Genomic DNA, 22,306 nt, shown 5'->3' on the forward strand with positions numbered 1-22,306 from the left:
GTCTTCCTCCTTCGGTCGATGACAGACGGTCAGCCGAGCACGAGCTCGGCTACGGTCCGCAGCGTCTCCGGCGGGCCGCCGACGAGCATCGTCGTCACCCGGCTCTCCCGCCAAGCGGCGAGCAGGTCGCGCACGCGGGCCCGTGACCCGACGAGGCAGATCTCCTCGACCATGCGGTCGGGCACCGCCGCGATGGCGTCGTCTTGGTGGCCGGAGAGGAACAGCTGCTGGATGCGGTCGACCTCGGCCTCGTAGCCGAGCCGGCGGAAGACGTCGGCGTGGAAGTTCATCTCCTGCGCGCCCATCCCGCCGACGTAGAGGGCGATGTAAGGGCGCAGCCGGTCGTAGGCGGCGGGCTCGTCGTCGTCGATCGCGACGGTGACCGTGGCCAGCACCTCGAACTCGTCGGGCCGGCGGCGGGCGCCGGGACGGGCGAAGCCCTCTTCGAGATGCGGGGCGTACAGCTCCTCGTGACGGGGCGCGTAGAAGAGCGGGAACCAGCCGTCGGCGATCTCCGCCGCGAGCGCGACGTTCTTCGGGCCCTCCGCGCCGAGGAAGATCGGCAGGTCGGCGCGCAGCGGATGGGTCATCACGTTGAGCGCCTTGCCGAGACCCACCCCGTCGCGAGCAGGGATCGGGTATTCCGGGCCGTCGTTGGTCAGCCGCTCGGTACGGGCGAGCACCTTGCGGACGATCTCGACGTACTCCCGAGTACGAGCGAGCGGGCGCGTGAAGCGCTGGCCGTACCAGCCCTCGACCACTTGCGGCCCGCTGACGCCGAGGCCGAGGCAGAACCGCCCTCCGCTCAGATGGTCCATCGTGACCGCCGCCATCGCGGTGGCCGCCGGGGTGCGCGCCGAGATCTGCACCAGGTTCGTGCCCAGCCGCAGCCGGGTCGTCCCCGACCCCCACCAGGCGAGAGGCGAGATCGCATCGCTGCCCCACGACTCGGCGGTCCACACCGAGTCGAAGCCGAGCGCCTCGATCATCTGCAGCGTCTCGGGGACGGCCGGGGGCATGTCTCGGCCCCAATAGCCGATGTGCCAGCCGAGCTTCAGGTCGTTGCCAGTCGTCATCGCGTCAGCCATCCTCCGTCGACGGGTAAGTGGGCACCGGTGATCCAGCTCGCGTCACCGGACAGCAGGAACGACACCGCCGCGGCGACGTCGTCGGGTTGGCCGATCCGCTGGACGAGCAGCCGCGGCGACATGAACTCCCACGCCTCGGCGCTCGTCACGCCGGCGAGCGACACGAACTCCGTGGCGATCGGGCCGGGCGCGACGGCGTTCACGCGGATCGAGCGGCCGGCGAGCTCTACCGCAAGCGCCTTGGTGAGCATCTTCACCCCGCCCTTCGACGCGTTGTAGTGCACCTGCGCAGTGCCGCGGCTCGACACCACCACCTCGGCCTCGACCGTCGACAGGTTCACGATCGCGCCACCGCCGGCAGCGGCGATGGCCTTCGCGACCTCCTGCGTGACGAGCCAGGTCCCCTTCAGGTTCACGTCGACGACGAGGTCCCAGTGGTCCTCGCCGAGCTCGTCGAGGGTCTCCATCGTGACCAGGCCGGCCGAGTTGACGAGCTGGGTGATCCGTCCGAAGCGCTCCACACCGGCGTCACGGGCGGCGGCGATCTCGTCGCGGCGCCTCACGTCCACCCGCTGCGCGACGGCTCGCCCTCCGGCGGCCTCGACGAGCTCGACCGTCTCCGCGGCGGCGTCGAGCGCGACGTCGGTGGCCACCACCGCCGCCCCTTCGCCGGCGAGCCGGGTGCACACCGCGCGGCCGATGCCGCCACCGGCACCGGTGACGAAGACCACCTGGTCGCGATGGTCGAAGCTCACTCCGGACCACCCAGTCCGGCGAACACCACGTCGTCGAACACCACCTGGTCGAGCGCGATGTCGGCGAGCAGGGCGTCGTCGCTCTCCATGTCGTCGAGCAGCTCACGCAGGTGCTCGATCGTCGTGCGGGGGTTGACCACGCACACCCGGTAGCACGTCTCGCCCCGCCAGCGCGTGGGCACCACGAACACCGAGCCGGCCTTCGCCCGCGAGACCGTCCACGCCGCATAGTGCGGCGCGTCCCAACCGACGCGCCGGAAGAGCACCACGCTCAGCTGGGGCTCGAGCAACAACTCGAACCCGGGCCGCGAGTCGACCTCGGCCGCCAGCCAGCGCGCGGCGGCGAGCGTCGTCTCGACCGCCTCGGTGTAAGCGTCGGTGCCGTGCGCGACGAGCGAGAACCACAGCGGCAAGCCGCGAGCGCGCCGGGAGAGGTGGAACGCGTAGTCGGCCGGGTTCCACTCGTCGCGGTCGATCTGCTCCAGGTAGGTGGCGTGCTGCGCGTGCGTGTCGGCGGCCAACGACGGCTCGCGGTAGACGAGCGCGGCACAGTCGTACGGAGCGAACAGCCACTTGTGGGGGTCGAGACCGAAGCTGTCGGCGCGCTCGATGCCGGCGAACTCGGCGCGAGCCGTCGGCGCACAGAGGCCTGCTCCGCCGTATGCGGCGTCGACGTGCAGCCACAGGTTCCGCTCGGCACACACGGCGGCGATGCCGGCCAGGTCGTCGACCGCACCCGCGTTCGTCGTGCCCGCGTTGGCCACCACCGCGAACACGCCCGAGCCGTGGTCGGCATCGGCGTCGAGGGCGCTCGCCAGGGCGTCTCCGGTGAGGCGCCCCCGATCGTCCTGGCGCACCCCGAGCACGTCGACGTCCATCACCCTCGCGGCGGCGTGGACCGATGAGTGGGTCTCGGCCGTCGCCGCGATGCGCCACCGCGGCTCGTCCTGGCGGTCCATTCCCCCACGCGCCCGGTGGCGCGCCGTGACGAGCGCCGACAGGTTCGCCGCCGACCCGCCCGACACGAAGCAGCCGCCCGCGCCCGCCGGGAAGCCGGCGAGGTCGGCGAGCCAGCGCAACGCCTGGTTCTCGGCCGCGATCGCCCCCGCTCCGCCCTCCCAGTAGCCACCGAAGATCGACGAAGCGCTGACCACGAGGTCGAACAGGTTCGCGGCGATCGACGGCGCCGTCGGGACGTACGCCAGGTTGCGCGGGTCGTCCATCGGCCGGCACGCCGGCAGCAGCACGTCACGGAAGACGCGCAGGGCCTCGTGGCCGCCGACGCCCTCGGCTGACACCATCTGGTCGAGCACGCGGTTGAGCTCGGCCGCGGGGCGGGCCCCCCACTGCGGGTCCTTCGGCAGGCGCAGCCGCTCGACGGCGTAGCCGAGCACCGAGTGAGCGAGCAGTTCGGCACGCTCGTCCCAGGTGTGCACCCGGCGACAGTAGCCCGGCGGCAACAGATCGACGACGGCGAGGTCGTCGCCGGGCGGCGAGGCAAACCCAGCTGCTGAAGCGCGCGGTGGAGGCCAAGATGGCGTACATGCCGGTCGAGCTCCACCCCATCGACGAGGACAACGTCGGCGCCGTGTTCCATCTGAGCGTCGCCCCTCACCAGGAGGGGTTCGTCGCCGCGAACGCTTGGTCGCTCGCCCAGGCACTCGCCGAGCACGACATCGCCTGGCCGCGGGCAATCGTCGCCGACGGAACCGTCGTCGGGTTCCTCATGCTCGAGATCGACCCCGACGACGAGGACGGGCGCCCCTTCTGGCTGTGGCGGCTGATGATCGGTGCCGCGCACCAGGGCCACGGCTACGGGAGGGCAGCACTCGGCCTCGCCGTCGAAGAGCTGCGCAGCCGAGGGGCCGAGGAGCTGTACACGTCATGGGTCCCGGGAGACGCGGGGCCGGTGGGCTTCTACCTCGGCCTCGGTTTCGTCCCGAACGGCGAGATCGACGACGGCGAGGTCGTCGCCCGGCTGGTGCTTTGAGCCTCGCCCGGCTCGCCTCGGAGATGCGGCACCGGGAACTGATAGAACCTCAGAAGCCTTGACGCGCCTGGCCCACACGGGGGGAGAAGCTGGATGGAGATCGCGTACACGCCCGAGCAGGAGGCGATGCGCTCCGAGCTGCGGGCGTACTACGAGCGCCTGCTCGACCCCGACACCGTGGCCGAGATGGCCGACGGTCACGGCGTCGGCGACGCCAACCGCCGGGTGTGGAAGCAGATGTGCGCGGACGGCTGGGCGGGCATCGGCTGGCCGAAGGAGTACGGCGGCCAGGGCCGGTCGGCGATCGAGCAGTTCATCTTCTTCGACGAGTCGATGCGCTCGGGCGCGCCGGTGCCGATGCTGACGATCAACTCCGTCGGGCCGACGATCATGGCCTTCGGCTCCGAAGAGCAGAAGGAGTTCTTCCTCCCCCGGATCCTCTCCGGCGACCTGCACTTCTGCATCGGGTACTCGGAGCCCGGCGCGGGCACCGACCTCGCCTCGCTGACCACCCGAGCGGTGCGTGACGGCGACGAGTACGTGATCAACGGGCAGAAGATGTGGACCTCGCTGTCCAGCGGTGCGGACTACTGCTGGCTCGCCGTGCGCACCGATCCCGACGTGAAGAAGCACAAGGGAATCAGCATCCTCGCCGTGCCGATGGATACTCCCGGCATCTCGCTGCAGCCGCTGCGCCTGATGAGCGAGCACGACATCAATGCCGTCTACTTCGACGACGTGCGCGTCCCGGTATCGAGCTGTGTCGGCGGCGAGAACCAGGGGTGGACGCTGATCACGAACCAGCTCAACCACGAGCGCGTGACGCTCTGCTCCACCGGTGTCGTCGAACGCGCGCTCACCGACACTCGGGCCTGGGCGCAGCAGACGCTGCTACCCGACGGCCGGCGCGTGATCGACCAGGAGTGGGTGCAGCTCAACCTGGCGCGGGTCCACGCCAAGCTCGACGTGCTGCGGCTGATGAACTGGCAGGTCGCGTGGGAGGCCACGCAGGGCAAGCTCGACATCGGGCACTGCTCGGCGATCAAGGTGTACGGCACCGAGCTGAACCTCGAGGCGTTCCGGCTGCTGTTCGAGGTGTTCGGCCCGCCGGGCTACCTGAAGGCGGGTACACCCGGAGCAGTAGTGCAATCCCGGCTGGAATCGCTCTCCAGGGGGATGTTGATCTTGACCTTCGGAGGCGGCACGAACGAGATGCAGCGCGACCTGATCACCATGTTCTCCCTCGGCTTCCCCCGGGCGGCGCGCTGATGGACTTCTCGTTCACGCCCGACCAGGACGAGCTGCGCGCTCTGACCCGGCGCATCCTCGACGACACCTGCACGCCCGACCACCTGCGCGACGTCGCTCAGACCGAGTCCGGCACCGACCTCCAGCTCTGGTCCGCGCTCGGTGCGGCGGGGATCGTGGGCATCGCTCTGCCAGAGGCAGCCGGCGGAGGTGGATACGGCTTCTTGGAGACAGCGATCGTGCTCGAGGAGGTCGCGCGGGCGGCTGCCCCGGTGCCCGCGTTCGCCGTGACGGCACTTGCCGGACCCGCGCTCGGCGGGCGGCCCGATCTGCTCGACGGAGTGGCGAGCGGCGAGGTGGTCGTCACCGCCGCGCTGCACGAACCCGTCGGCGACCCCTCGGCGCCGGCCACCGCGGCCGACGACGGAACCCTCACCGGCACCAAGGTGTGCGTTCCCCATGGGCTCGTCGCCAGCCGGTTCGTCGTATCCGCGACCGACGGCCTCTACGTGGTCGAGCGTGACGCGAGCGGGCTCGAGATCACGCGCCAGGACACCACCACCGGCGTGCCCGACGCGATGCTCGTTCTCGACCGCACCCCGGCCGAGCGCCTCGGCGGCCCCGACGAGGTCACTGCGCTGTTGCACCGCGGCACCGCCGCCGCGTGCGTGATGAGTGCCGGCGCGTGTGCGGCGGCCCTCGCGCTCACTGCGGAGTACACCGTGTCTCGGCGCCAGTTCGACAAGCCGATCGCCTCGTTCCAGGCCGTCAGCCAGCGCGCCGGCGACGCGTACATCGACACCGAGGCGGTACGGCTCACCGCGTGGCAGGCGGCGTGGCGACTCGCCAACGGCATGCCCGTAGAGGAGCACCTGCTCTCGGCCAAGTTCTGGGCCGCCGAGGGCGGGTGGCGCGTCGCCCAGGCTGCGCACCACGTGCACGGCGGAGTCGGCGTCGACCGCGACTACCCGCTGCACAGGTACTTCCTGATGCTGAAACAGCTCGAACTGCAGCTCGGCTCGGCCCAACCGAGCCTCTCCCGTCTCGGCAAGCTGCTCGCCGACACGCCGGTCTAGCGCCATGAGGGAGAGCACCGACATCCTGCCGCCCGATCCCGACCTGCAGGAGATCCACCAGCGCGACTACGTGGTGCGGGCGTGGAAGATCGACGACAGCTCGATGCTGCTGCGTGGCGGGGTGCGTGACCAGAAGCCACCGGGGCTCTACGTGGAGGGCGACCCAGACCCGATCACCATCCACCACATGGTCGTCGAGCTCACGGTCAGCTTCCCCGCACTCGAGATCACAGCCGCGCACGTGCTGTTCGAGACCCACCCGCACACCTATTGCCCGACCATCACCGAGCACTACGGCAAGCTCGTCGGCTTGTCCATCGCCCGCGGGTTCACCCACAAGGTGCGTGAGCTGTTCGGCGGCCCGCGCGGGTGCACCCACACCACCGCGCTGTTGCAGGCCATGGCGCCGGTGGCCGTCCAGTGCACGTGGAGCATGCGCGTCGCCCACGCCCGCGCCGATGGTGAGCCGGGGCGGCCGGCGATGAACGCGCAGCAGCGCAAGGCAGCCTTCGACTCCAACCTGAACACCTGCCACGTTTGGGACGAGCACGGCGAGCGAGTCGCTGCGCTGCGCAACGGCGAGGTGCCCGAGCCGCCGATGCAGGTGACCCGGCGCCTGATCGAGCTCGGTCGCGACCCCCGGGAGTTCTTCGCCGGCCGCGACGGCTAATTGCCGTCTGCGTCTTTGTCGTTCGGGTCGTCGTCGTTCGGGTCGTCGTCTCCGTCGTCGTCATTCGCTTCTTCTTCGGCGGCCGCCGCGTCTTCGGCGGCTTGTGCTTGTTGGTTGCGCCAGCGGATGAGGGCGCGGAGGCGGTCGAGGTCGTCGATCGGTCTCACGGGTTGGGGTTTGACCTGGTGGTGGTCGCTGACGTCGGGGTGGCGGTTGTGGAAGGCGCACAGCAGTCGCCCGTTGAACTGGCTGGTCTGCCCGCCATCACGCCAGGCGGTGATGTGGTCGACGTCGCAACGCTCGACCGGCTGGTAGCAGCCTGAGCTGTGTTGGCAGCGGCGGTCACGGACTTCGATCGCGCGGCGTAGGGCGCCGGTGAAGCGTCGTTTGTGGGTGACGGCGATGACGGTGGTCTTGTTGTCGAAGATCACCGATTCCACTAGTGCGTCGTTGACCAGTCCGGCTGCTTGGCCGGGGGTGATCACGGTGCCGTTGGACAGCTCACACATGTGGCGCAGTGTTTCGTCGCCGACGAGCACGGTGATCAGTGGTCGTTGGCGGCCGGTCTTGGACGCGGCTGATCGTTTGGCCATCTCCACCAACGCCGCCGCCCGCCGCTGCGAGGCGGTGCGCACGGTCAACGAAGCCTTGTCGGCGAGCAGCAGTTGGCGTTCCAGACGCTGTAGTTCGTTGGTGAACACCGCCCCCGATATCGCGTCGAGTTGGCCGTTGATCACCACGGTGCCGTCCAAGGTCGCGGACGCGTGCAACGTGTTGGCGCTTTCGTTGCGTTCGGCTTCTTCCTCGGCTGCGGCGGCGTCGGCGCGTTGGCGCCAGTACTTGACGAGCTGTTCGGCGTCGGGGAACGGCAACCTGGAGCATTGGTCGACGAGCCATTGCTCGCTGTCGGCGAACGCGGCTTGGCAGGGTTCCTTGCGCGCCTTGGCGAACAGGTACACGTGATCCAACGACAGCCGACCAGCGTCGATCGCCGCTGCGGTCTTCGTCATCACCGCTAGGTCACGCGCCCGGGCGATCTCCACCCTGGCCGAATGCGTCGAGGTGTTCGTCTCTCGGGCCAGGCGGTGGGCGGGGCTGCGCGACCCGTCGCCGGCCCACACCCCCCGCACGTCCCAGCGGCGGATCACAGCGGCGCGAGCCACACCCAACCGGGCGGTGCAGCGCTGCACCGCGATCGTCAACGCGTGCAATCTGTCGTCAGACAGACCGACGAGATCGAGCCGAGAGAGGGCATCGACACCGGCGTTCAAAGCCGCCAGCGCCTCATCCTCGACCCCTACAACCCCAACTGCGGGTTCCATCAGACCAGTATACGAACGTATGTTCGTCTTACAACCAACAATCGAAGAAATCTGCCTACTTCACTGCGCGATGCCGAGTCGGCGTTCGGCCTCTTGGCGGGCCCACTGGTAGTCGGCCTTGCCGACGGCGGTGCGCTGCACGGTCGGTACGAACTCGATCGCCTTCGGCGACTTGTAGTCGGCGACGAGCGTGCGGCAATGCGCGACCAGGTCGTCGACGCTGACCGTGGAGTCCGCGCGCAGCTGGACGAGCGCGGTCACCTGCTGGCCCCAGCGCTCGTTGGGCGTGCCGACGACCACCGCGTCGAAGACGTCGGGGTGATGCTTCAGGGCCGCCTCGACCTCTTCCGGGTAGATCTTCTCTCCACCGGAGTTGATGCTGACCGACCCCCGGCCGAGCACGCTGATCGAGCCGTCGTCCTCGATGCGCGCGAAGTCGCCGGGGATCACCCACCGCTTGCCGTCGAAGGTGGGGAACGTGGCTGCGGTCTTCTCCGGGTCCTTGAAGTAACCGAGGGGGATGTTGCCGCTGCGGGCGAGCTTGCCGACCTCGCCCACCGCGCACTGGTGCCCGTCGTCGCCGAGCACGGTCGTGTCTGCTCCGGTGAAGAACCGGGGGGCGGCGTGGCCCTCGCCGGCGTCGGGGCGCGCGCCGGCCGCCCCTGTCTCGGACGCGCCGTAGCTGTCGAGGATGGCCACGTTCGGAAGCGCGTGGCGAAGCTGCTCACGCACGCTCGCGGAGAGCGGCGCACCTCCGTTGCCGATCGCGAACATGGCGGAGAGGTCGAAGTCGGGACGGTCGGGACGGAGCAGCGCCTCGGCGAGGGGCCGGGCCATCGCGTCGCCGATGGTGCCGATGCTGTTCGCCCCCGAACGGGCGGCGAGCGACCAGACCTCGAGCGGGTCGAAATGGGGCAGCGAATACAACACGAAGACGCCCCCGGACGTGAACGCGTTGCCCATCATCCACTGGGCCCCGCCGTGCATCATCGGCCCGAGCCCCATCAGCCGCGCCTGGCCGAGCGCCGCCGCGGCCTCCTCGCCGAGCTGTTCGGCCCGCTCGATCGGCCTGTTCGCGCGTCCCGAGTTGAAGGCGGCGAGGAGGATGTCCTCGTGGCGCCAGATGACTCCTTTCGGCATGCCTGTGGTACCGCCGGTGTAGACGAGGTAGAGGTCGTCGGCCGTACGGCCGGGAAAGTCACGCTGCGGAGACGCCGCGCTGAGCGCGTCTTCGTACTCGTCGCCGATGACCAGGCGGTGGCGCAGCCGCGGCAGCACGTCGCTGACGGCGTCGATCGCGTCGACGAACTGGGGCTGGGTGACGATCGCGACGCACTCGGCGTTGTCGTACAGATACCGCAGCTCAGCCGCGACGTAGCGGTGGTTCACGTTGATCGGGACCGCGCCGAGCTTCATGCATGCGTAGAAGCTCTCCACCCACTCGGCGCAGTTCGTGGCGTGGATGCCGACGTGGTCGCCGCGCTCGATGCCCGCCGAGCGCAGGTGGTTGGCGAGCCGGGTGATGCGCTCGTCGAGCTGGCCCCACGTGTACTCGACCTCGTTCGTGATCAGCGCCGGCTTGTCGGGGATCGCGTCGGCAACCACCTCGAACGTGTCGGCCAGCTGCAGCGCCCGTGCGACCATCGCTAGATCTCCTTGTCGGTGTAGCCGTCGAGCAGGTCGGCGAAGCCGTACCGGTCATGGGGTCCGACGACCATCGTCTCGAACAAGCCGTACCCGACGTGACCTTCGTACCGGAAGCGTGCACCGGCATCGACGATGCCGAACATGCGCGCCGCGCCCTCCGCCGTGGTGGTGTCGATGTGGACGCCTTCCACCTTCAGCGGGCCTTGCCACATCCCGTGGCGCCAGTCGGCGTCGTAGCCGTAGCCGGTACCGATGCCGATGTGCACCCGCACCAGCGACTCGACCTGGATCTCGATCGGCGTGCCGTCGGGTTCGTGCAGGTGCAGCGAGCCGCCCGTCGCCGTGCGCGTGCCGGGCTGCCACGTGAGCGCGTGCCCGGGGCTGCCGAGGTGCTCGGTGCGCCCGTCGTTCCACACCCGCACAGCCTCTTCGAGCACTCGGCTGCCGTCGCGGCGCTCCTGGATCATGACGAGCACGGTGTGGTCGTCGAAGCGGATCGGCGTGTACACCCAGAACCAGCTGAACGGCTCCTTCGCCCTGATGCCCTGCGGCTCGGCCTCGCCGACGGGGCGGATGCCCCACGACCGGTCGCGGGTGCCCCACCACCGCTCGGCATCGAGGTGCCAGCGATGGCCGGCGGCGGTGAGGGTGCCGTCCCAGCCCCCCGTCTGGGCGAGGCGCATGGTGTCGAAGATCGTCCGGCCGTGTTCACGGATGTAGTGCCGTGGCTCCTCGATCGCCGGAGAGGCTCCGGTCCAGGTCGCGTCGAGGGCCATCGCCCACTCGTTCTCCTCGCACACGACGCGCAGCTTGTGCAGGGGCTCGATCACCTCGATGTGGAGCGGACCCACCCGGGGATGAAGCCGGTCGGCTCCGTCGAGCTCACGTGAGGCGCGCACCACCCGGTGCTGGCCGTCGTGCCAGACCAGCAAGAACGCGTCCATCACGCCGAGGTTCGGATACACCCCGAGGCCGACGACGAACATCGCACTGCCGTCCAGGCTGAAGCCGTTGAAGTAGTACCGGTCGTAGAAGTTGCGGTCGCCGGTGCCCACGTGGCGCATCGGCTCGGCGAGCTGGTGGATCGGGTAGTCGTCGAGACCCGAGAGGCTGGACACGCTCCGACCGTAGCGCCGCCTACGCGTGCAGGACGCAGGCCCGCGCCCACGGGATGGCGTCGAGACGCTCGGCGGGGATGGCCACGCCGCACGCCGCGCACTCGCCGTACCGGCCGGCGTCGAGACGGTCGAGCGCCGCCTGCACGTCGCGCTGCTGGCTCTCCAGGTCTCCGAGCATGACGAGGTCGTTCGCGCGTTCGACGTGCTCGGTCGCGATCTCGTCGGCACGCTCGGTCTCGCCTTCTGGCCCGTTGCCTCCGGCGAACACCGACAGCTCACCGCGCACGACGCTCAACTCACGGTTGAGCCGATCGAGCTCTTCTTGCAGCACGGCGCGAATCTGGACATCGCCCTCGGCGGACATGGCAACACCTCCAGCCGGTGCACTTCGCGCTCCAAGGATGCAACGGAGCCGCCCATCGCGGGAAGGACCCTCAGCCCGGACGGGCTGTGACCTCGGACCCTGTACGCGCGTTCTGGGGCTGTCGAGGTGTCTCGAACAGCCGACTAGCGTTGGCGAGAACGGTCCACAGGTCCACCACGGGAGGTAGTGCAGATGACGACCTCGACCGACCCAGCCAGCTCCACCACCGCAGCGACGGAGGGAGGCGAAACGGTTGCCCAGGTGGTCGCTCCGCTCCTCGACTCTCTGTTGCGCTCTCGGCCGGCGGTGCGCCTTTCGTTCTGGGACGGGAGCGTCATCGAACCCCCCGGGCGGGCAGCCGCCGGCACGGTGCACATCCGCTCCGCCGATGCCGTGCGACGCATCCTCTGGGCGCCGGGCGAGCTCGGGCTCGGTCGCGCCTACGTGAGCGGCGACATCGACCTCGACGGGAACATGATCGATTTGGTGGCCGCCCTGCGCGACGCCGTCCCTCGCGCCGGCCTCAGTGCACGCGCGGTGTGGCCGGCCATCGTGGCTGCTCGCCGGCTGGGCGTGGTCGGCTCGCCGCCGCCACCGCCGCAGGAGGAGATCCGCCCCCGCGGCTGGCGCCACTCGCTGCGCCGCGACGCGGAGGTGGTCAGCCACCACTACGACGTCGGCAACGAGTTCTACGGGCTCGTCCTCGGGCCGGCGATGACGTATTCGTGCGCGTACTTCGCCTCGCCCGACACCGGCCTGGCCGACGCCCAGGCCGCGAAGCACGAGCTGATCTGCCGCAAGCTCGGGCTGCACGAACGCCGAGGACTGCGCCTGCTCGACGTCGGTTGCGGCTGGGGGTCGATGGCGATGCACGCGGCCAAGCATCACGACGCCCAGGTCGTCGCCATCACCATCAGCAAGGAGCAGGCCGAGCACGCCCTGCGTCGGGTGATCCGGGCCGGCCTCGGCGGGCGGGTGGAGATCCGCCTGCAGGACTACCGCGAGCTCCAGGGCGAGCAGTTCGACGCGATCTCCTCGGTCGGGATGTTCGAGCACGTCGGACGGGCCAAGACCGAGCAGTACTTCTCGACGCTGCGCTCGCTGCTCGGCTCCGAGGGGCGCTTGTTGAACCACGCCATCTCGAGCGTCGACGGCTCCCGCCTGCCCAAACGGTCGTTCATGTACCGCTTCGTGTTCCCCGACGGCGAGCTGGCCGACGTCGGCGACGTGGTGCTGGCGATGGAGGGCGCCGGGTTCGAGGTGCGCGACGTGCAATCGCTGCGTGAGCACTACGCGTCGACGCTGCGAGCCTGGGTGGGCAACCTCGAGTCCGATTGGGACCGCGCCGTCGAGCTCGTCGGCGCGGCCCGGGCGCGTGTGTGGCGCCTGTACATGGCCGGCTCGGCCGTCGGCTTCGAAGACGGCGGGATCAACGTGCACCAGGTGCTCGGCGTCGTGCCGAGCCCCTCCGGGTCGAGCGGCATGCCCGCCACCCGCGACGACTGGCGCGTCGTCGCCGACACCTAGCGCAGCCCGCGTTCTCGGTCGGATTTGTGACACATAGCGCGACTCATCCGACCGAGAACGGGTGGGGGGCGGGCGGCTCGGGCGGCTCGGGCCGCTCAGGCGGCTCGCGCGGCTCAGATGACCGGAAGGCCGAGTCCGCGGGCGATGACGTGGCGCTGGATCTCGCTCGTGCCCTCGCCGATCTCGAGGATCTTCGCGTCGCGGTAGAAGCGCACGATCGGGGTCTCCTCGATGAAGCCCGCGCCGCCGAACACCTGCGTGGCGACGCGTGCCGCCGACACGGCGGCCTCCGTCGAGTAGAGCTTGGCCATCGCCGCGGCCTGGCGGATCGGGCGTCCGTGATCCTTCAGCCACGCAGCCTTGTAGGTGAGGTTGCGAGCGTTCTCGACGGCCACGGCGAGGTCGGCGAGCGGGAACGACAACCCCTGGAACCGCCCGATCGGGGAACCGAACGCGTGGCGCTCCTGCGCGTAGGCGACGGCATGCTCCAAGCACGCCCTGGCGCAACCGAGGGCGAGGGCGGAGATCGCGATCCGGCCGTCGTCCAAGACGGTGAGGAAGTTGGCGAAGCCCTGTCCTGGCTCACCGAGCAGGTTCTCCGCGGGTACCCGGCAACCGTCGAGGGTGAGCCCGTGGGTGTCGCTCGCGTGCCAGCCGAGCTTGTCGTAGGCGGGCTCGACGATCAGCCCCGGCGTGCCGGCCGGCACGACGAACGCGGAGATGCCGTCGTCGGTGCGCGCGGTCACGGTGACGACCGACGTGATCGGCGTGCCGCAGTTCGTGATGAACGCTTTGCTGCCGTCGATCACCCACTCGTCACCGTCGCGCTTCGCGCGCGTCCGCGTCGCGCCGGCGTCGCTGCCACCGTCGGGCTCGGTCAGCCCAAAGGCTCCGAGTGCCCGGCCCGCGACGAGGTCGGGCAACCAGCGCTCCTGCTGGGTCTCGTCACCGAACTGGTGGATCGGGTTGGCACCGAGGCCGACCGCGGCGGACAAGGTGATGCCGACCGATTGGTCGACGCGGCCCAGCTCTTCGATCGCGACGCAGAGGGAGGCGAAGTCGCCGCCGCTGCCGCCCCAGCGCTCGGGGAAGACCAGCCCGAACAGGCCCAGCTCGGCCATCGCGCCCACCGCCTCGAGCGGGAAGTGGTGCCGGCGGTCCCATTCGGCAGCGTGCGGCGCGATCTCGGCCTCGGCGAAGTCACGCACTACGCGGCGAAACGCCTCGTGCTCCTCGGACAGCTCCCACGCGGTCACGGGTCCTCCTCCGTCTCGTCTCGGTTCGTCGCGGCGCCGTCGGCTGCGGCGGCGTCGGGTGCTGCGCCGGCACCGGGCGAGATCGTCACCACCGCGCCGTCGAGGGCCACCGCCGAGCCGGCACCGACGTGCACGTCGCTGACCACGCCGGCCACCGGTGCGCGCAGCTCGTGCTCCATCTTCATCGCCTCCACCACCGCCACGACCTGGCCGGGCTGCACCGCGTCGCCGACGGCGACGCCGAGCGTCAGCACGGTGCCCGGCATCGGGCTGCGCAGCGGCCCGAACCCGGCGGCGACGACGCCGGGGCGGCGCAGGTCGCCACGTGGGTCGTGCTCGAGGACGGCCCACGCAGACCCGGCGATGCCCACCCAGGTGGTGTCACCGTCGATCTCGTAGACGACCGTGCTGCTCTTGCCTGCGCAGACCACCTCGACCGACTCGGCTCCCACCGTCGCAGTCGCGGGCGGCGCGGTCGACTCGTCGGGCGGGTCGAGGCGCGCTTCGAAGCGCCGGTCGCCGAGGTGGCGCACGAGCAAGTCGGCCGTACCGGCGCCCGGCACGTCGAGGCGCCGACGCACGAAGGAGGATCCGCCGTGGCGCCAGCCGATCGAAGACAGCCAGGGGTCGGGCGACGTCACCCCTGCGGCGAGCGGCGCGGCCGCCGCGGCGACCAGCACCTGCTCGGGTACCGCGTCGTCGACCAGCTCTTCATAACGGCGCTCGACGAGTCCGGTGTCGAGATCGCCCCGCTGCACCGCGGTGTCGGAGAGGAGCCGGCGGAGGAAGCCGACGTTGGTGGTCACCCCGAGCAGCGTGGTCGCGCCGAGCGCGGCATCGAGGCGGCGCAGCGCCTCGGCGCGGTCAGCTCCGTGGGCGATCACCTTCGCGAGCATCGGGTCGTAGTCGCCGCCGACGACCGAACCGGTGGCCACGCCGGAGTCGACGCGGACACCCGACCCGCTCGGCTCGTCGACCCGCAGCAGCGTGCCACCGGTGGGTACGAACCCCCGGCGCGGGTCCTCGGCGTAGATGCGCGCCTCGACGGCGTGGCCTCTCGGCACCAGCTCTTCCTGCGTGAACGCCAGCCGCTCGCCGGCGGCGATGCGCAGCTGCCATTCGACGAGGTCGATGCCGTAGACCATCTCGGTCACGGGGTGCTCTACCTGGAGACGCGTGTTCATCTCCATGAAGTAGAAGTCGTCGGGTTGTTCACCGGCGACGATCATCTCGACCGTGCCGGCGTTGGTGTAGCCGCAGGCGCGAGCGGCCTCGATCGCCTGGTGCCCCATCTGCTGGCGCAGCTCGGCAGTGACGAGCGGCGACGGCGCCTCCTCGACGATCTTCTGGTGACGCCGCTGCAGGCTGCACTCACGCTCGCCGAGGTGCACGACGTTGCCGTGCCCGTCGGCCAGGACCTGCACCTCGATGTGGCGCGGGTTGGCCACGAAGCGCTCGACCAGCAGGGTGTCGTCGCCGAACGCCTTGTCGGCCTCGCGGCGGGCCGCGGCGATCTGCCTGCGCAGCTCGGCCTCGTCGGCGTCGGCGGCGACGAGGCGCATCCCTTTGCCACCACCGCCGGCGGAGGGCTTGATCAGCACCGGCAGCCCGATCTCGGCCGCGGCAAGCACGAGATCGTCGTCGCTCTGCCCGGCCGCGCCGCTGCCCGGCACGACGCGCACACCGGCCGCGGCGACGGCGAGCTTGGCCCGGATCTTGTCGCCCATCGTCTCGATCGCCGCGGCCGGTGGCCCGACGAAGACGATGCCCGCCTTCGCGCACGCCGCGGCGAGCAGCGGGTTCTCGGCGAGGAAGCCGTAGCCGGGGTGGATGGCGTCCGCCCGAGTTGCGAGCGCGGCGCCGATCACGCGGTCGACGTCGAGGTAGCTCTGCGCCGCGGCAGCGGGCCCGAGGCGCACCGCGACGTCGGCCTCGTGAACGTGACGGGCATCGGCGTCGGCGTCGCTGTAGACCGCCACCGACGAAACCCCGAGCCGGCGCAGGGTGCGGATAACGCGCACCGCGATCTCGCCGCGGTTCGCGACGAGTACCCGGGAGAACATCGTGGGGTGGCCTGTGCCGGTGCCAAGCGAGGGGGCCATCGGGCTCACATCCGGAACACGCCGTAGGAGACCGGGTCGAGTGGCGCGCCGGCGGCGGCGCCGAGGGCGAGGCCGACCACCGTGCGGGTGTCACCCGGCTCGACGATCCCGTCGTCCCAGAGCCTCGCCGTCGCGTAGTACGGGTGGCCCTGCTCCTCGTACTGGTTGCGGATCGGGTCCTTGAACCGCTCCTCTTCGTCGGCCGTCCACTCGCCCGAGGCCTGCTCGATCTGCTCGCGGCGCACGGTGGCGAGCACGCTCGCCGCCTGCTCGCCGCCCATCACCGAGATGCGCGCGTTCGGCCACATCCACAAGAAGCGGGGTGAGTAGGCGCGGCCGCACATCGAGTAGTTGCCGGCGCCGAACGAGCCGCCGATGACGACGGTCAACTTCGGCACGCGCGCGCAGGCGACGGCGGTGACCATCTTCGCCCCGTGCTTCGCGATCCCCCCCGCCTCGTAGTCGCGCCCGACCATGAATCCGGTGATGTTCTGCAGGAACAGCAGGGGGATCGCCCGCTGGTCGCACAGCTCGACGAAGTGCGCGCCCTTCAGAGCGGACTCGGAGAACAGCACCCCGTTGTTGGCGACGATGCCAACCGGGTGACCCCAGATGCGGGCGAAGCCGGTGACGAGCGTGGAGCCGAAATCGTGCTTGAACTCGGCGAAGCGGCTGGCGTCGACGATGCGGGCGATCACCTCACGCACGTCGTACGTGGAGCGGTGGTCGCTCGGCACCACGCCGCCGAGGTCGGCCGGGTCGACGGTCGGCTCCACCGGCTGGTGCACCCGCCACGGCGGGGGCGCGGCCGGGGGCACCGTGGCGATGATGTCGCGCACGATCGCGAGCGCGTGCGCGTCGTCGTCGGCAAGGTGATCGACGACACCGGAGACGTGGGCGTGCACGTGCCCGCCACCCAGCTCCTCGGCAGTGACGACCTCGCCGGTAGCTGCCTTTACTAGCGGTGGCCCGCCGAGGAAGATCGTGCCCTGGTCGCGCACGATCACCGCCTCGTCGCTCATCGCCGGGACGTACGCGCCGCCTGCGGTGCACGAGCCGAGGACGGCGGCGACCTGGGGGATGCCGCGTGAGGACATCTGCGCCTGGTTGTAGAAGATCCGTCCGAAGTGGTCGCGGTCGGGGAACACCTCGTCCTGCGCGGGCAGGAACGCCCCGCCGGAGTCGACGAGGTAGACGCACGGCAGGCGGTTCTGCAGTGCCACCTCTTGAGCGCGCAGGTGCTTCTTGACCGTGATCGGGAAGTACGTTCCGCCCTTCACCGTCGCGTCGTTCGCCACGACGACGCAGTTGCGCCCGGCCACCCGCCCGACGCCGGTGATGATGCCCGCGGCAGGGGCGTCGCCGCCGTACATCCCATGGGCGGCGAGCGGCGAGAGCTCGAGGAACGGCGAACCGCGGTCGAGCAGCGACTCGACCCGGTCGCGGGGCAGCAGCTTGCCGCGGGCGACGTGGCGTTCACGCGACTGCTGCGAACCGCCGAGCGCGGCCTCGGCAGTGAGCCGGCGCAGGTCGTCGACCAGCAACTGCATCGCGTCCGCGTTGCGTCGGAACTGGTCCGAGCCCGGCTGCGCCGAGCTGGTCAGCACCGGCCAGCGGTGTTCCGTACCGTCGGATGGCACCCTGCAACCTTAACGCGCACTAAGTTCAAGCGCGCTATGAACGTTCGCGCGGCGCCGATGACTCGGCGGGCCGAGCTGCTCGCGCTGGCGGCCGATCTGTTCGCCGAGCGGGGCTTCGCCAACGTCACCGTCGACGACCTGGGAGACGCGGCCGGGGTGTCCGGCCCAGCGCTGTACCACCACTTCGCCGGCAAGGAGGCGTTGCTCGGCGAGATGCTGGTCGGCATCAGCGAGCGACTGCTCGAAGGATGCGCGCAGATCGCGGCGGCGGGCGGCGGTGAACTGCTCACCCGGCTGGTCCGCTTCCACTGCGAGTTCGCCGTCGACGACCGCTCGTTGATCACCGTGCACATGCGCGACCTGGTGCACACCGCCGACGCCGACCGCCGACGCATCCGCAGGCTGCAGGCGCGCTACACCGACGTGTGGGTGGACGCGATCGTCGCCGAGCACCCCGCCATCGATCCCCGTCGCGCCCGCGCCGCGGCCCATGCCGCGTTCGGGCTGATCAACTCCACCCCGTTCAGCGCGAGCCAGCCGCTGCCGAGGGCGCAGATGGTCGATCTGCTCGCCTCGATGGCTGCCGGCGCCCTCGCCAGCCTCCACCCCGCGCCGCGATGACGGGTCCGGCGCGCCGCACCCCGCGTTCTCGGTCGGATCTGTGACACATAGCGCGACTGATCCGACCGAGAACTGAGGGAACTTGGCAGCCCGTCCTCACATCGTCGTGCTACGACTGACCCATGCGGCTTCGCGCTCGGTCGTCGCGCTTCGTCATCGAGAGCTCGGTGTCGATCGCGATCGTGGCGCTTGCGGTGGCGTGCTCCTCGGAGCCGGATGAGGCGACGCCGGAACCCACGACGATGACGACGCTGACGCCGACGACCGCACTTGCGCCGGCGTCCGCTCCGGAGCCGGCGACCGCTCCGGCGCCGGCGACGACCGCTCTGCCCTCGAGCACGGTTGCCCTGTCGGCGCCGGTCGAGCCGACAGGAGTCGTCACCCACGGCACGATCGTCGTCGGTGGCGTCGAGCGTGCTTACCGGTTGTACGTGCCGAGCGTGATCGAGGGGCCTGTTCCGCTGTTCCTCGGTCTCCACGGCGGCACCGGCTGGGCGGACCAGTTCGCCGCCGTCAACCAGGTCGAACGGCTCGCCGAGAGCAACGCCTTCATCGTCGTCCACCCCGATGGTGTGAAGATCGGGAGCGGTCCCGGAGGCGCGTGGAACGGCGGCGTGTGCTGTGGAGCCCCGGCGCGCGACGGCGTCGACGATGTCGGGTTCGTGAACGAGTTGATCGATCAGCTGGAGCGGGAACACGAGATCGACCCTCATCGGATCTTCGCCTTCGGCCACTCGAACGGAGCGATCATGAGCTACCGGCTGGCGTGTGAGCTCGCTGATCGCATCGTCGGCGTCGGTGTCGTCGCCGGCACGCTCGGCGTCGAGGGGTGCGCACCGTCGCAGCCGGTGTCGATCATCCATGTGCACGGCACCGCCGACGAGAACCTGCCGATCACCGGCGGCGTCGGCCCCAAGTCGATCGCCGGGGTCGATTTCCCGGTACCGACCGAGGGCTTCGAAACGTTCGCTGCCGCCATCGGCTGCCCGGCTCCCGAGGTGACCGAGCAAGGCGATGTCATCACGGCGCTGAGCGAAGGCTGCGCGTCCGGTTCGGCCGCCGAGTTCGTGACCATCGAGGGCGCAAACCACGCCTGGCCCGGCTCAACGCCCCAAGCTCCGTCGAGAGCAGGTGAGCCGTACGCCGCCTACGACGCAACCAGCGAACTCGTCGCGTTCCTGCTCTCCCACCCCCGGCCCTGATCGACCAGCGCACTTCCCAGCGACAGCGGCAGAGTCCGCGTTCTCGGTCGGATCTGTGACACATAGCGCGACTGATCCGACCGAGAACTTGGGGAACTTGGCAGCCCGTACGGGATTCGAACCCGTGCCGCCACCTTGAGAGGGTGGTGTCCTAGGCCACTAGACGAACGGGCCAAGCGGCGGATGGCAATGCTAACCGCCTCTAGCTGGGGAGCAAGGAATCGAACCCTGAATAACAGAACCAGAATCTGCTGTGTTGCCAGTTACACCACTCCCCACGGAGCGGACTGGGAGTGTAACGGCCAGCCCCGAGCGACGCACACGCCGGTCAGCCGGTGAGCGACTCGAGGCGCTCGAAGCCGATGATCCGCCCGATCGCCACCCCGCCGGCCTCTTGCAAGTGATGGAAGAACGCGGACCAACCGTCGACGGGGCTGGTGCGCGTCGGTGACACGTAAGGAGTCAGGCCGAGCTCGCCGGCCATCATGGCGATCCGCAGGCTGTGGAACGGGTCGCTGACGAGCACCACGCGCTTCAGCCCGAGCGGCACCAGCATGTCGGCGACGGCGTGCAGCGACTCCCACGAAGTTGCCCCCTGGTCCTCGCTGACGATCGCCTCCGCCGGCACACCGCCCGCCACCAGGTACGCGGCCGAGGTCTCGGCCTCGGTGAACCGGTCACCGGGGCGGTTGCCGCCGGTCACCACCACCACCGGGGCGACACCTTGCGCGAATAGCGCCAGCACCTGGTCGAGGCGCGCGGCGAGCTGCCGGGAGGGTCGCCCGTCGTACTGCGCGGCGCCCATGACGACGATCGCGTCGACGGGCCGGGCCTGGTCGGAGCGCCCGGTGGCCCACACCTGGTACAAGCAGACGAGGTAGTAGGCGGCCAGCGCGGCCACGAGTGCCGCGGCACCGAGCACCAGCCGGCGCGACCGCGAAGACGGACGCCGCCCGGCGGCCAACACCGTGCCCCCCGGCGGGGTGCGGTCGATGACGGCCACCTGAGAGGTGATCGGGTCCTCGGCGCCAGGCCAGGGGAAGTCGTCGACGGCAGGCTCCTCCGCGGTGCCGCCCTCGACGGTGCCGCCCAAGGCTCCGCCCCACGACGGGCGGGTGACGTCCCACAGCGGGTCGCGCTCGTCGCTCACCGTCGTCCCGCCACGCTCGTCACGTCGGTGGTGCAGCCGCAGGCTCGGACTGGGCGCGCTCGGCGGCGTTGCGCATCCGGCGCAACGCCTCGTCGCGCCCGAGCACCTCGAGCGACTCGAAGAGCGGCGGGCCGACGGTGCGCCCGGTGACGGCGACCCGCACGGGCGCCTGCGCCTTGGCCAACTTCAGCCCGTGGCGCTCGCCGACGGCCTCGAGCGCGGCCTTCAGCGGCTCGGCCCGCCACTCCCCCAGCGCCTCGAACGCGCCGATGCAGTCGCGCAGCACGTCGAGCGCGGCCGGCTGGCCGAACGCCTTGGCCCACGAGGCGGCGTCGTCTGGTGGCTCGGCGAGGAACACGAAGTCGACGAGCGCGGGCACCTCGGCGAGGCGCACGACGCGCGTCTGCACCAGCTCGGCCATGGCGTGGAAGCGAGCGCGGTCGAAGCGCTCCGGCGGCCACGGCGCTACGGGGGCGGTGATCCACGGCTCGCAAGCGGCGACGAAGTCGTCGAGCGCACACGCCCTCAGGTACTCGCCGTTGAACGCGTTCAGCTTCTTCAGGTCGAAGAACGCGGGGGCATGGTTCACGTCCTCGAGACGGAATTCGTCGACGATGCTCGACCAGGGCACGATCTCGGTGTCGCCCTTTGGAGCCCATCCGAGCGTCATCAGGTAGTTGACCATCGCGTCGGCGAGGTAGCCCTCGTCGCGGTACAGCTCGAGCGCCACCTTGTCACGCCGCTTGGAAAGCTTCTTGCGCTGCTCGTTGACGAGCACCGGCACGTGGGCCCACTGCGGGGTGTCGTGGCCGAGCGCCTCCCAGAGCATCTGCTGCTTCGGCGTGTTCGGCAGGTGCTCCTCGGCGCGGATGACGTTGGTGACCCCCATCGCGACGTCGTCGACGACGTTCGCGAGCAGGAACATCGGCGTTCCGTTGCCGCGCAGCAGGACGAAGTCTTCGATGTGGGCGTTGTCGAACTCGACCACGCCGCGCACGTCGTCGTGGACGACGGTCGTGCCGTCGGGCACCCGGAAGCGCAGCACCCGCCCGGGCGCCGGGCCGAGCCCCCGCTCACGCGAGTAGCCGTCGTACCCCGGCCGGGCGTTCACCGCGGCGCGCTCGGCGATCTGCTCGGACGTCAGGTCGCAGTAGTAGGCCCAGCCGGTCTCGAACAGGCGTTGCGCGGCGGCGACGTGTTGGTCCGCGTAGTGGCTCTGGAAGTACGGCCCCTCGAACGTCGGGTCGTCGGCGTGGATCCCGATCCACGCCAGCGCGTCGATGATCCCCTCGGTCCACTCCGGGCGGTTGCGCGCCTCGTCGGTGTCTTCGATGCGCAGCACGAAGGTGCCGCCGAGGCGCTTCGCGAGCGCCCAGTTGTACAGCGCGGTGCGTGCCCCACCGACGTGGAAGAAACCGGTGGGCGAGGGAGCGAAGCGAAAGCGGGGACCCGGCATGACCCCATCGAGGCTACCGGTGGGGTGTGGCCGGCCCCGGCCAGGTCGAAGGCCCGGGCCAGGTCAGAGGCCCG

At 70.4% G+C, this 22,306-nt stretch carries 19 protein-coding genes and 2 tRNA genes; 7 read left to right on the forward strand and 14 right to left on the reverse strand.

Annotated elements, in window-relative coordinates; translation table 11 throughout:
* Positions 1 to 29 precede the first annotated feature (29 nt).
* The 3 genes from IPM43_04465 to IPM43_04475 are packed head-to-tail and all read right to left on the reverse strand — an operon-like array spanning position 30 to position 3,279.
* Positions 30 to 1,076: an LLM class F420-dependent oxidoreductase gene (locus IPM43_04465; protein ID QQS25631.1), complete on the reverse strand. Its 1,047-nt coding sequence runs from the start codon at positions 1,074 to 1,076 to the stop codon at positions 30 to 32.
* The gene (locus IPM43_04470) at positions 1,073 to 1,843 is read right to left on the reverse strand and encodes an SDR family oxidoreductase (protein ID QQS25632.1); all 771 of its coding nucleotides are present in this window, start codon (positions 1,841 to 1,843) and stop codon (positions 1,073 to 1,075) included. The genes IPM43_04465 and IPM43_04470 overlap by 4 nt, the downstream gene beginning before the upstream one ends.
* The gene (locus IPM43_04475) at positions 1,840 to 3,279 is read right to left on the reverse strand and encodes an aspartate aminotransferase family protein (GenBank protein ID QQS25633.1); all 1,440 of its coding nucleotides are present in this window, start codon (positions 3,277 to 3,279) and stop codon (positions 1,840 to 1,842) included. Before IPM43_04475 ends, IPM43_04470 begins: the two co-directional genes overlap by 4 nt.
* A 98-nt stretch (positions 3,280 to 3,377) precedes the next feature.
* On the opposite strand from IPM43_04475, the gene IPM43_04480 reads away from it, so the two are divergent.
* The 4 genes from IPM43_04480 to IPM43_04495 all read left to right on the forward strand — a co-directional run bounded on the left by IPM43_04480 (position 3,378) and on the right by IPM43_04495 (position 6,827).
* Positions 3,378 to 3,833: a GNAT family N-acetyltransferase gene (locus IPM43_04480; GenBank protein ID QQS25634.1), complete on the forward strand. Its 456-nt coding sequence runs from the start codon at positions 3,378 to 3,380 to the stop codon at positions 3,831 to 3,833.
* Positions 3,834 to 3,926: 93 nt separating this feature from the next.
* Complete coding sequence (locus IPM43_04485) at positions 3,927 to 5,102, forward strand: acyl-CoA dehydrogenase family protein (GenBank protein QQS25635.1); 1,176 nt, start codon at positions 3,927 to 3,929, stop codon at positions 5,100 to 5,102.
* Complete coding sequence (locus tag IPM43_04490; protein ID QQS25636.1) at positions 5,102 to 6,157, forward strand: acyl-CoA/acyl-ACP dehydrogenase; 1,056 nt, start codon at positions 5,102 to 5,104, stop codon at positions 6,155 to 6,157. Before IPM43_04485 ends, IPM43_04490 begins: the two co-directional genes overlap by 1 nt.
* 4 nt (positions 6,158 to 6,161) lie before the next feature.
* A complete protein-coding gene (locus tag IPM43_04495; GenBank protein QQS25637.1) occupies positions 6,162 to 6,827 on the forward strand; it encodes a DUF2889 domain-containing protein in 666 nt (221 codons plus the stop codon).
* Here the strand turns inward: IPM43_04495 and IPM43_04500 are convergent.
* Genes IPM43_04500 through IPM43_04515 form a run of 4 tightly spaced genes read right to left on the reverse strand, consistent with a single transcriptional unit; the run spans position 6,824 to position 11,278 of the window.
* Entirely contained in the window at positions 6,824 to 8,149 is a 1,326-nt protein-coding gene (locus IPM43_04500) for a DUF222 domain-containing protein (GenBank protein QQS25638.1), read from the reverse strand. The genes IPM43_04495 and IPM43_04500 overlap by 4 nt on opposite strands.
* A 60-nt stretch (positions 8,150 to 8,209) precedes the next feature.
* Positions 8,210 to 9,793, reverse strand: a complete 1,584-nt coding sequence (locus IPM43_04505; protein ID QQS25639.1) for an acyl-CoA synthetase — start codon at positions 9,791 to 9,793, stop codon at positions 8,210 to 8,212.
* Positions 9,794 to 9,795: 2 nt separating this feature from the next.
* Positions 9,796 to 10,914, reverse strand: coding sequence for a hypothetical protein (locus IPM43_04510; GenBank protein ID QQS25640.1), 1,119 nt, complete (start codon positions 10,912 to 10,914; stop codon positions 9,796 to 9,798).
* Positions 10,915 to 10,933: 19 nt separating this feature from the next.
* A complete protein-coding gene (locus IPM43_04515; GenBank protein ID QQS25641.1) occupies positions 10,934 to 11,278 on the reverse strand; it encodes a TraR/DksA C4-type zinc finger protein in 345 nt (114 codons plus the stop codon).
* Between the two features lie 192 nt (positions 11,279 to 11,470).
* On the opposite strand from IPM43_04515, the gene IPM43_04520 reads away from it, so the two are divergent.
* Positions 11,471 to 12,805 (forward strand): class I SAM-dependent methyltransferase, encoded by a 1,335-nt coding sequence (locus IPM43_04520; protein ID QQS25642.1) that lies wholly within the window; start codon positions 11,471 to 11,473, stop codon positions 12,803 to 12,805.
* Positions 12,806 to 12,918: 113 nt separating this feature from the next.
* Here IPM43_04520 and IPM43_04525 read toward each other — a convergent pair whose 3' ends face one another.
* From IPM43_04525 to IPM43_04535, 3 genes are read right to left on the reverse strand one after another with little or no spacing between them, the layout of a single operon-like run.
* Entirely contained in the window at positions 12,919 to 14,061 is a 1,143-nt protein-coding gene (locus IPM43_04525; protein QQS25643.1) for an acyl-CoA dehydrogenase family protein, read from the reverse strand.
* Positions 14,058 to 16,124: an acetyl/propionyl-CoA carboxylase subunit alpha gene (locus IPM43_04530; protein ID QQS26330.1), complete on the reverse strand. Its 2,067-nt coding sequence runs from the start codon at positions 16,122 to 16,124 to the stop codon at positions 14,058 to 14,060. The genes IPM43_04525 and IPM43_04530 overlap by 4 nt, the downstream gene beginning before the upstream one ends.
* 44 nt (positions 16,125 to 16,168) lie before the next feature.
* Entirely contained in the window at positions 16,169 to 17,713 is a 1,545-nt protein-coding gene (locus IPM43_04535; GenBank protein ID QQS26331.1) for a methylcrotonoyl-CoA carboxylase, read from the reverse strand.
* Positions 17,714 to 17,839: 126 nt separating this feature from the next.
* Here IPM43_04535 and IPM43_04540 point away from each other — a divergent pair, with 126 nt between their 5' ends.
* Positions 17,840 to 18,424, forward strand: coding sequence for a helix-turn-helix transcriptional regulator (locus IPM43_04540; protein QQS25644.1), 585 nt, complete (start codon positions 17,840 to 17,842; stop codon positions 18,422 to 18,424).
* Between the two features lie 122 nt (positions 18,425 to 18,546).
* A complete protein-coding gene (locus tag IPM43_04545; GenBank protein QQS25645.1) occupies positions 18,547 to 19,626 on the forward strand; it encodes a hypothetical protein in 1,080 nt (359 codons plus the stop codon).
* Between the two features lie 98 nt (positions 19,627 to 19,724).
* On the opposite strand, the gene IPM43_04550 is transcribed toward IPM43_04545, so the two are convergent.
* From IPM43_04550 to IPM43_04565, 4 genes are all read right to left on the reverse strand, one after another.
* A tRNA-Glu gene (locus tag IPM43_04550) sits at positions 19,725 to 19,800 on the reverse strand.
* Positions 19,801 to 19,832: 32 nt separating this feature from the next.
* Positions 19,833 to 19,904, reverse strand: a tRNA-Gln gene (locus tag IPM43_04555).
* Between the two features lie 50 nt (positions 19,905 to 19,954).
* On the reverse strand, positions 19,955 to 20,776 hold the full coding sequence (locus IPM43_04560; protein QQS25646.1) for a YdcF family protein: 822 nt from the start codon (positions 20,774 to 20,776) through the stop codon (positions 19,955 to 19,957).
* A gap of 19 nt (positions 20,777 to 20,795) precedes the next feature.
* The gene (locus tag IPM43_04565) at positions 20,796 to 22,232 is read right to left on the reverse strand and encodes a glutamate--tRNA ligase (GenBank protein ID QQS25647.1); all 1,437 of its coding nucleotides are present in this window, start codon (positions 22,230 to 22,232) and stop codon (positions 20,796 to 20,798) included.
* Between the last annotated feature and the right edge of the window lie 74 nt (positions 22,233 to 22,306).

Source organism: Actinomycetota bacterium, assembly GCA_016700055.1.
Classification (GTDB): Bacteria; Actinomycetota; Acidimicrobiia; order Acidimicrobiales; family Ilumatobacteraceae; genus Kalu-18.

Excerpts from the sequence above, each read along its gene's own strand:
- IPM43_04515 (QQS25641.1), bottom strand. The coding sequence starts at position 11,278 with ATGTCCGCCGAGGGCGATGTCCAGATTCGCGCCGTGCTGCAAGAAGAG.
- IPM43_04535 (QQS26331.1), bottom strand. The coding sequence starts at position 17,713 with ATGCAGTTGCTGGTCGACGACCTGCGCCGGCTCACTGCCGAGGCCGCG.
- IPM43_04485 (QQS25635.1), top strand. The coding sequence starts at position 3,927 with ATGGAGATCGCGTACACGCCCGAGCAGGAGGCGATGCGCTCCGAGCTG.
- IPM43_04505 (QQS25639.1), bottom strand. The coding sequence starts at position 9,793 with ATGGTCGCACGGGCGCTGCAGCTGGCCGACACGTTCGAGGTGGTTGCC.
- IPM43_04500 (QQS25638.1), bottom strand. The coding sequence starts at position 8,149 with ATGGAACCCGCAGTTGGGGTTGTAGGGGTCGAGGATGAGGCGCTGGCG.
- IPM43_04540 (QQS25644.1), top strand. The coding sequence starts at position 17,840 with ATGAACGTTCGCGCGGCGCCGATGACTCGGCGGGCCGAGCTGCTCGCG.
- IPM43_04495 (QQS25637.1), top strand. The coding sequence starts at position 6,162 with ATGAGGGAGAGCACCGACATCCTGCCGCCCGATCCCGACCTGCAGGAG.
- IPM43_04465 (QQS25631.1), bottom strand. The coding sequence starts at position 1,076 with ATGACGACTGGCAACGACCTGAAGCTCGGCTGGCACATCGGCTATTGG.
- IPM43_04565 (QQS25647.1), bottom strand. The coding sequence starts at position 22,232 with ATGCCGGGTCCCCGCTTTCGCTTCGCTCCCTCGCCCACCGGTTTCTTC.
- IPM43_04530 (QQS26330.1), bottom strand. The coding sequence starts at position 16,124 with ATGTTCTCCCGGGTACTCGTCGCGAACCGCGGCGAGATCGCGGTGCGC.
- IPM43_04545 (QQS25645.1), top strand. The coding sequence starts at position 18,547 with ATGCGGCTTCGCGCTCGGTCGTCGCGCTTCGTCATCGAGAGCTCGGTG.
- IPM43_04490 (QQS25636.1), top strand. The coding sequence starts at position 5,102 with ATGGACTTCTCGTTCACGCCCGACCAGGACGAGCTGCGCGCTCTGACC.
- IPM43_04520 (QQS25642.1), top strand. The coding sequence starts at position 11,471 with ATGACGACCTCGACCGACCCAGCCAGCTCCACCACCGCAGCGACGGAG.
- IPM43_04480 (QQS25634.1), top strand. The coding sequence starts at position 3,378 with ATGGCGTACATGCCGGTCGAGCTCCACCCCATCGACGAGGACAACGTC.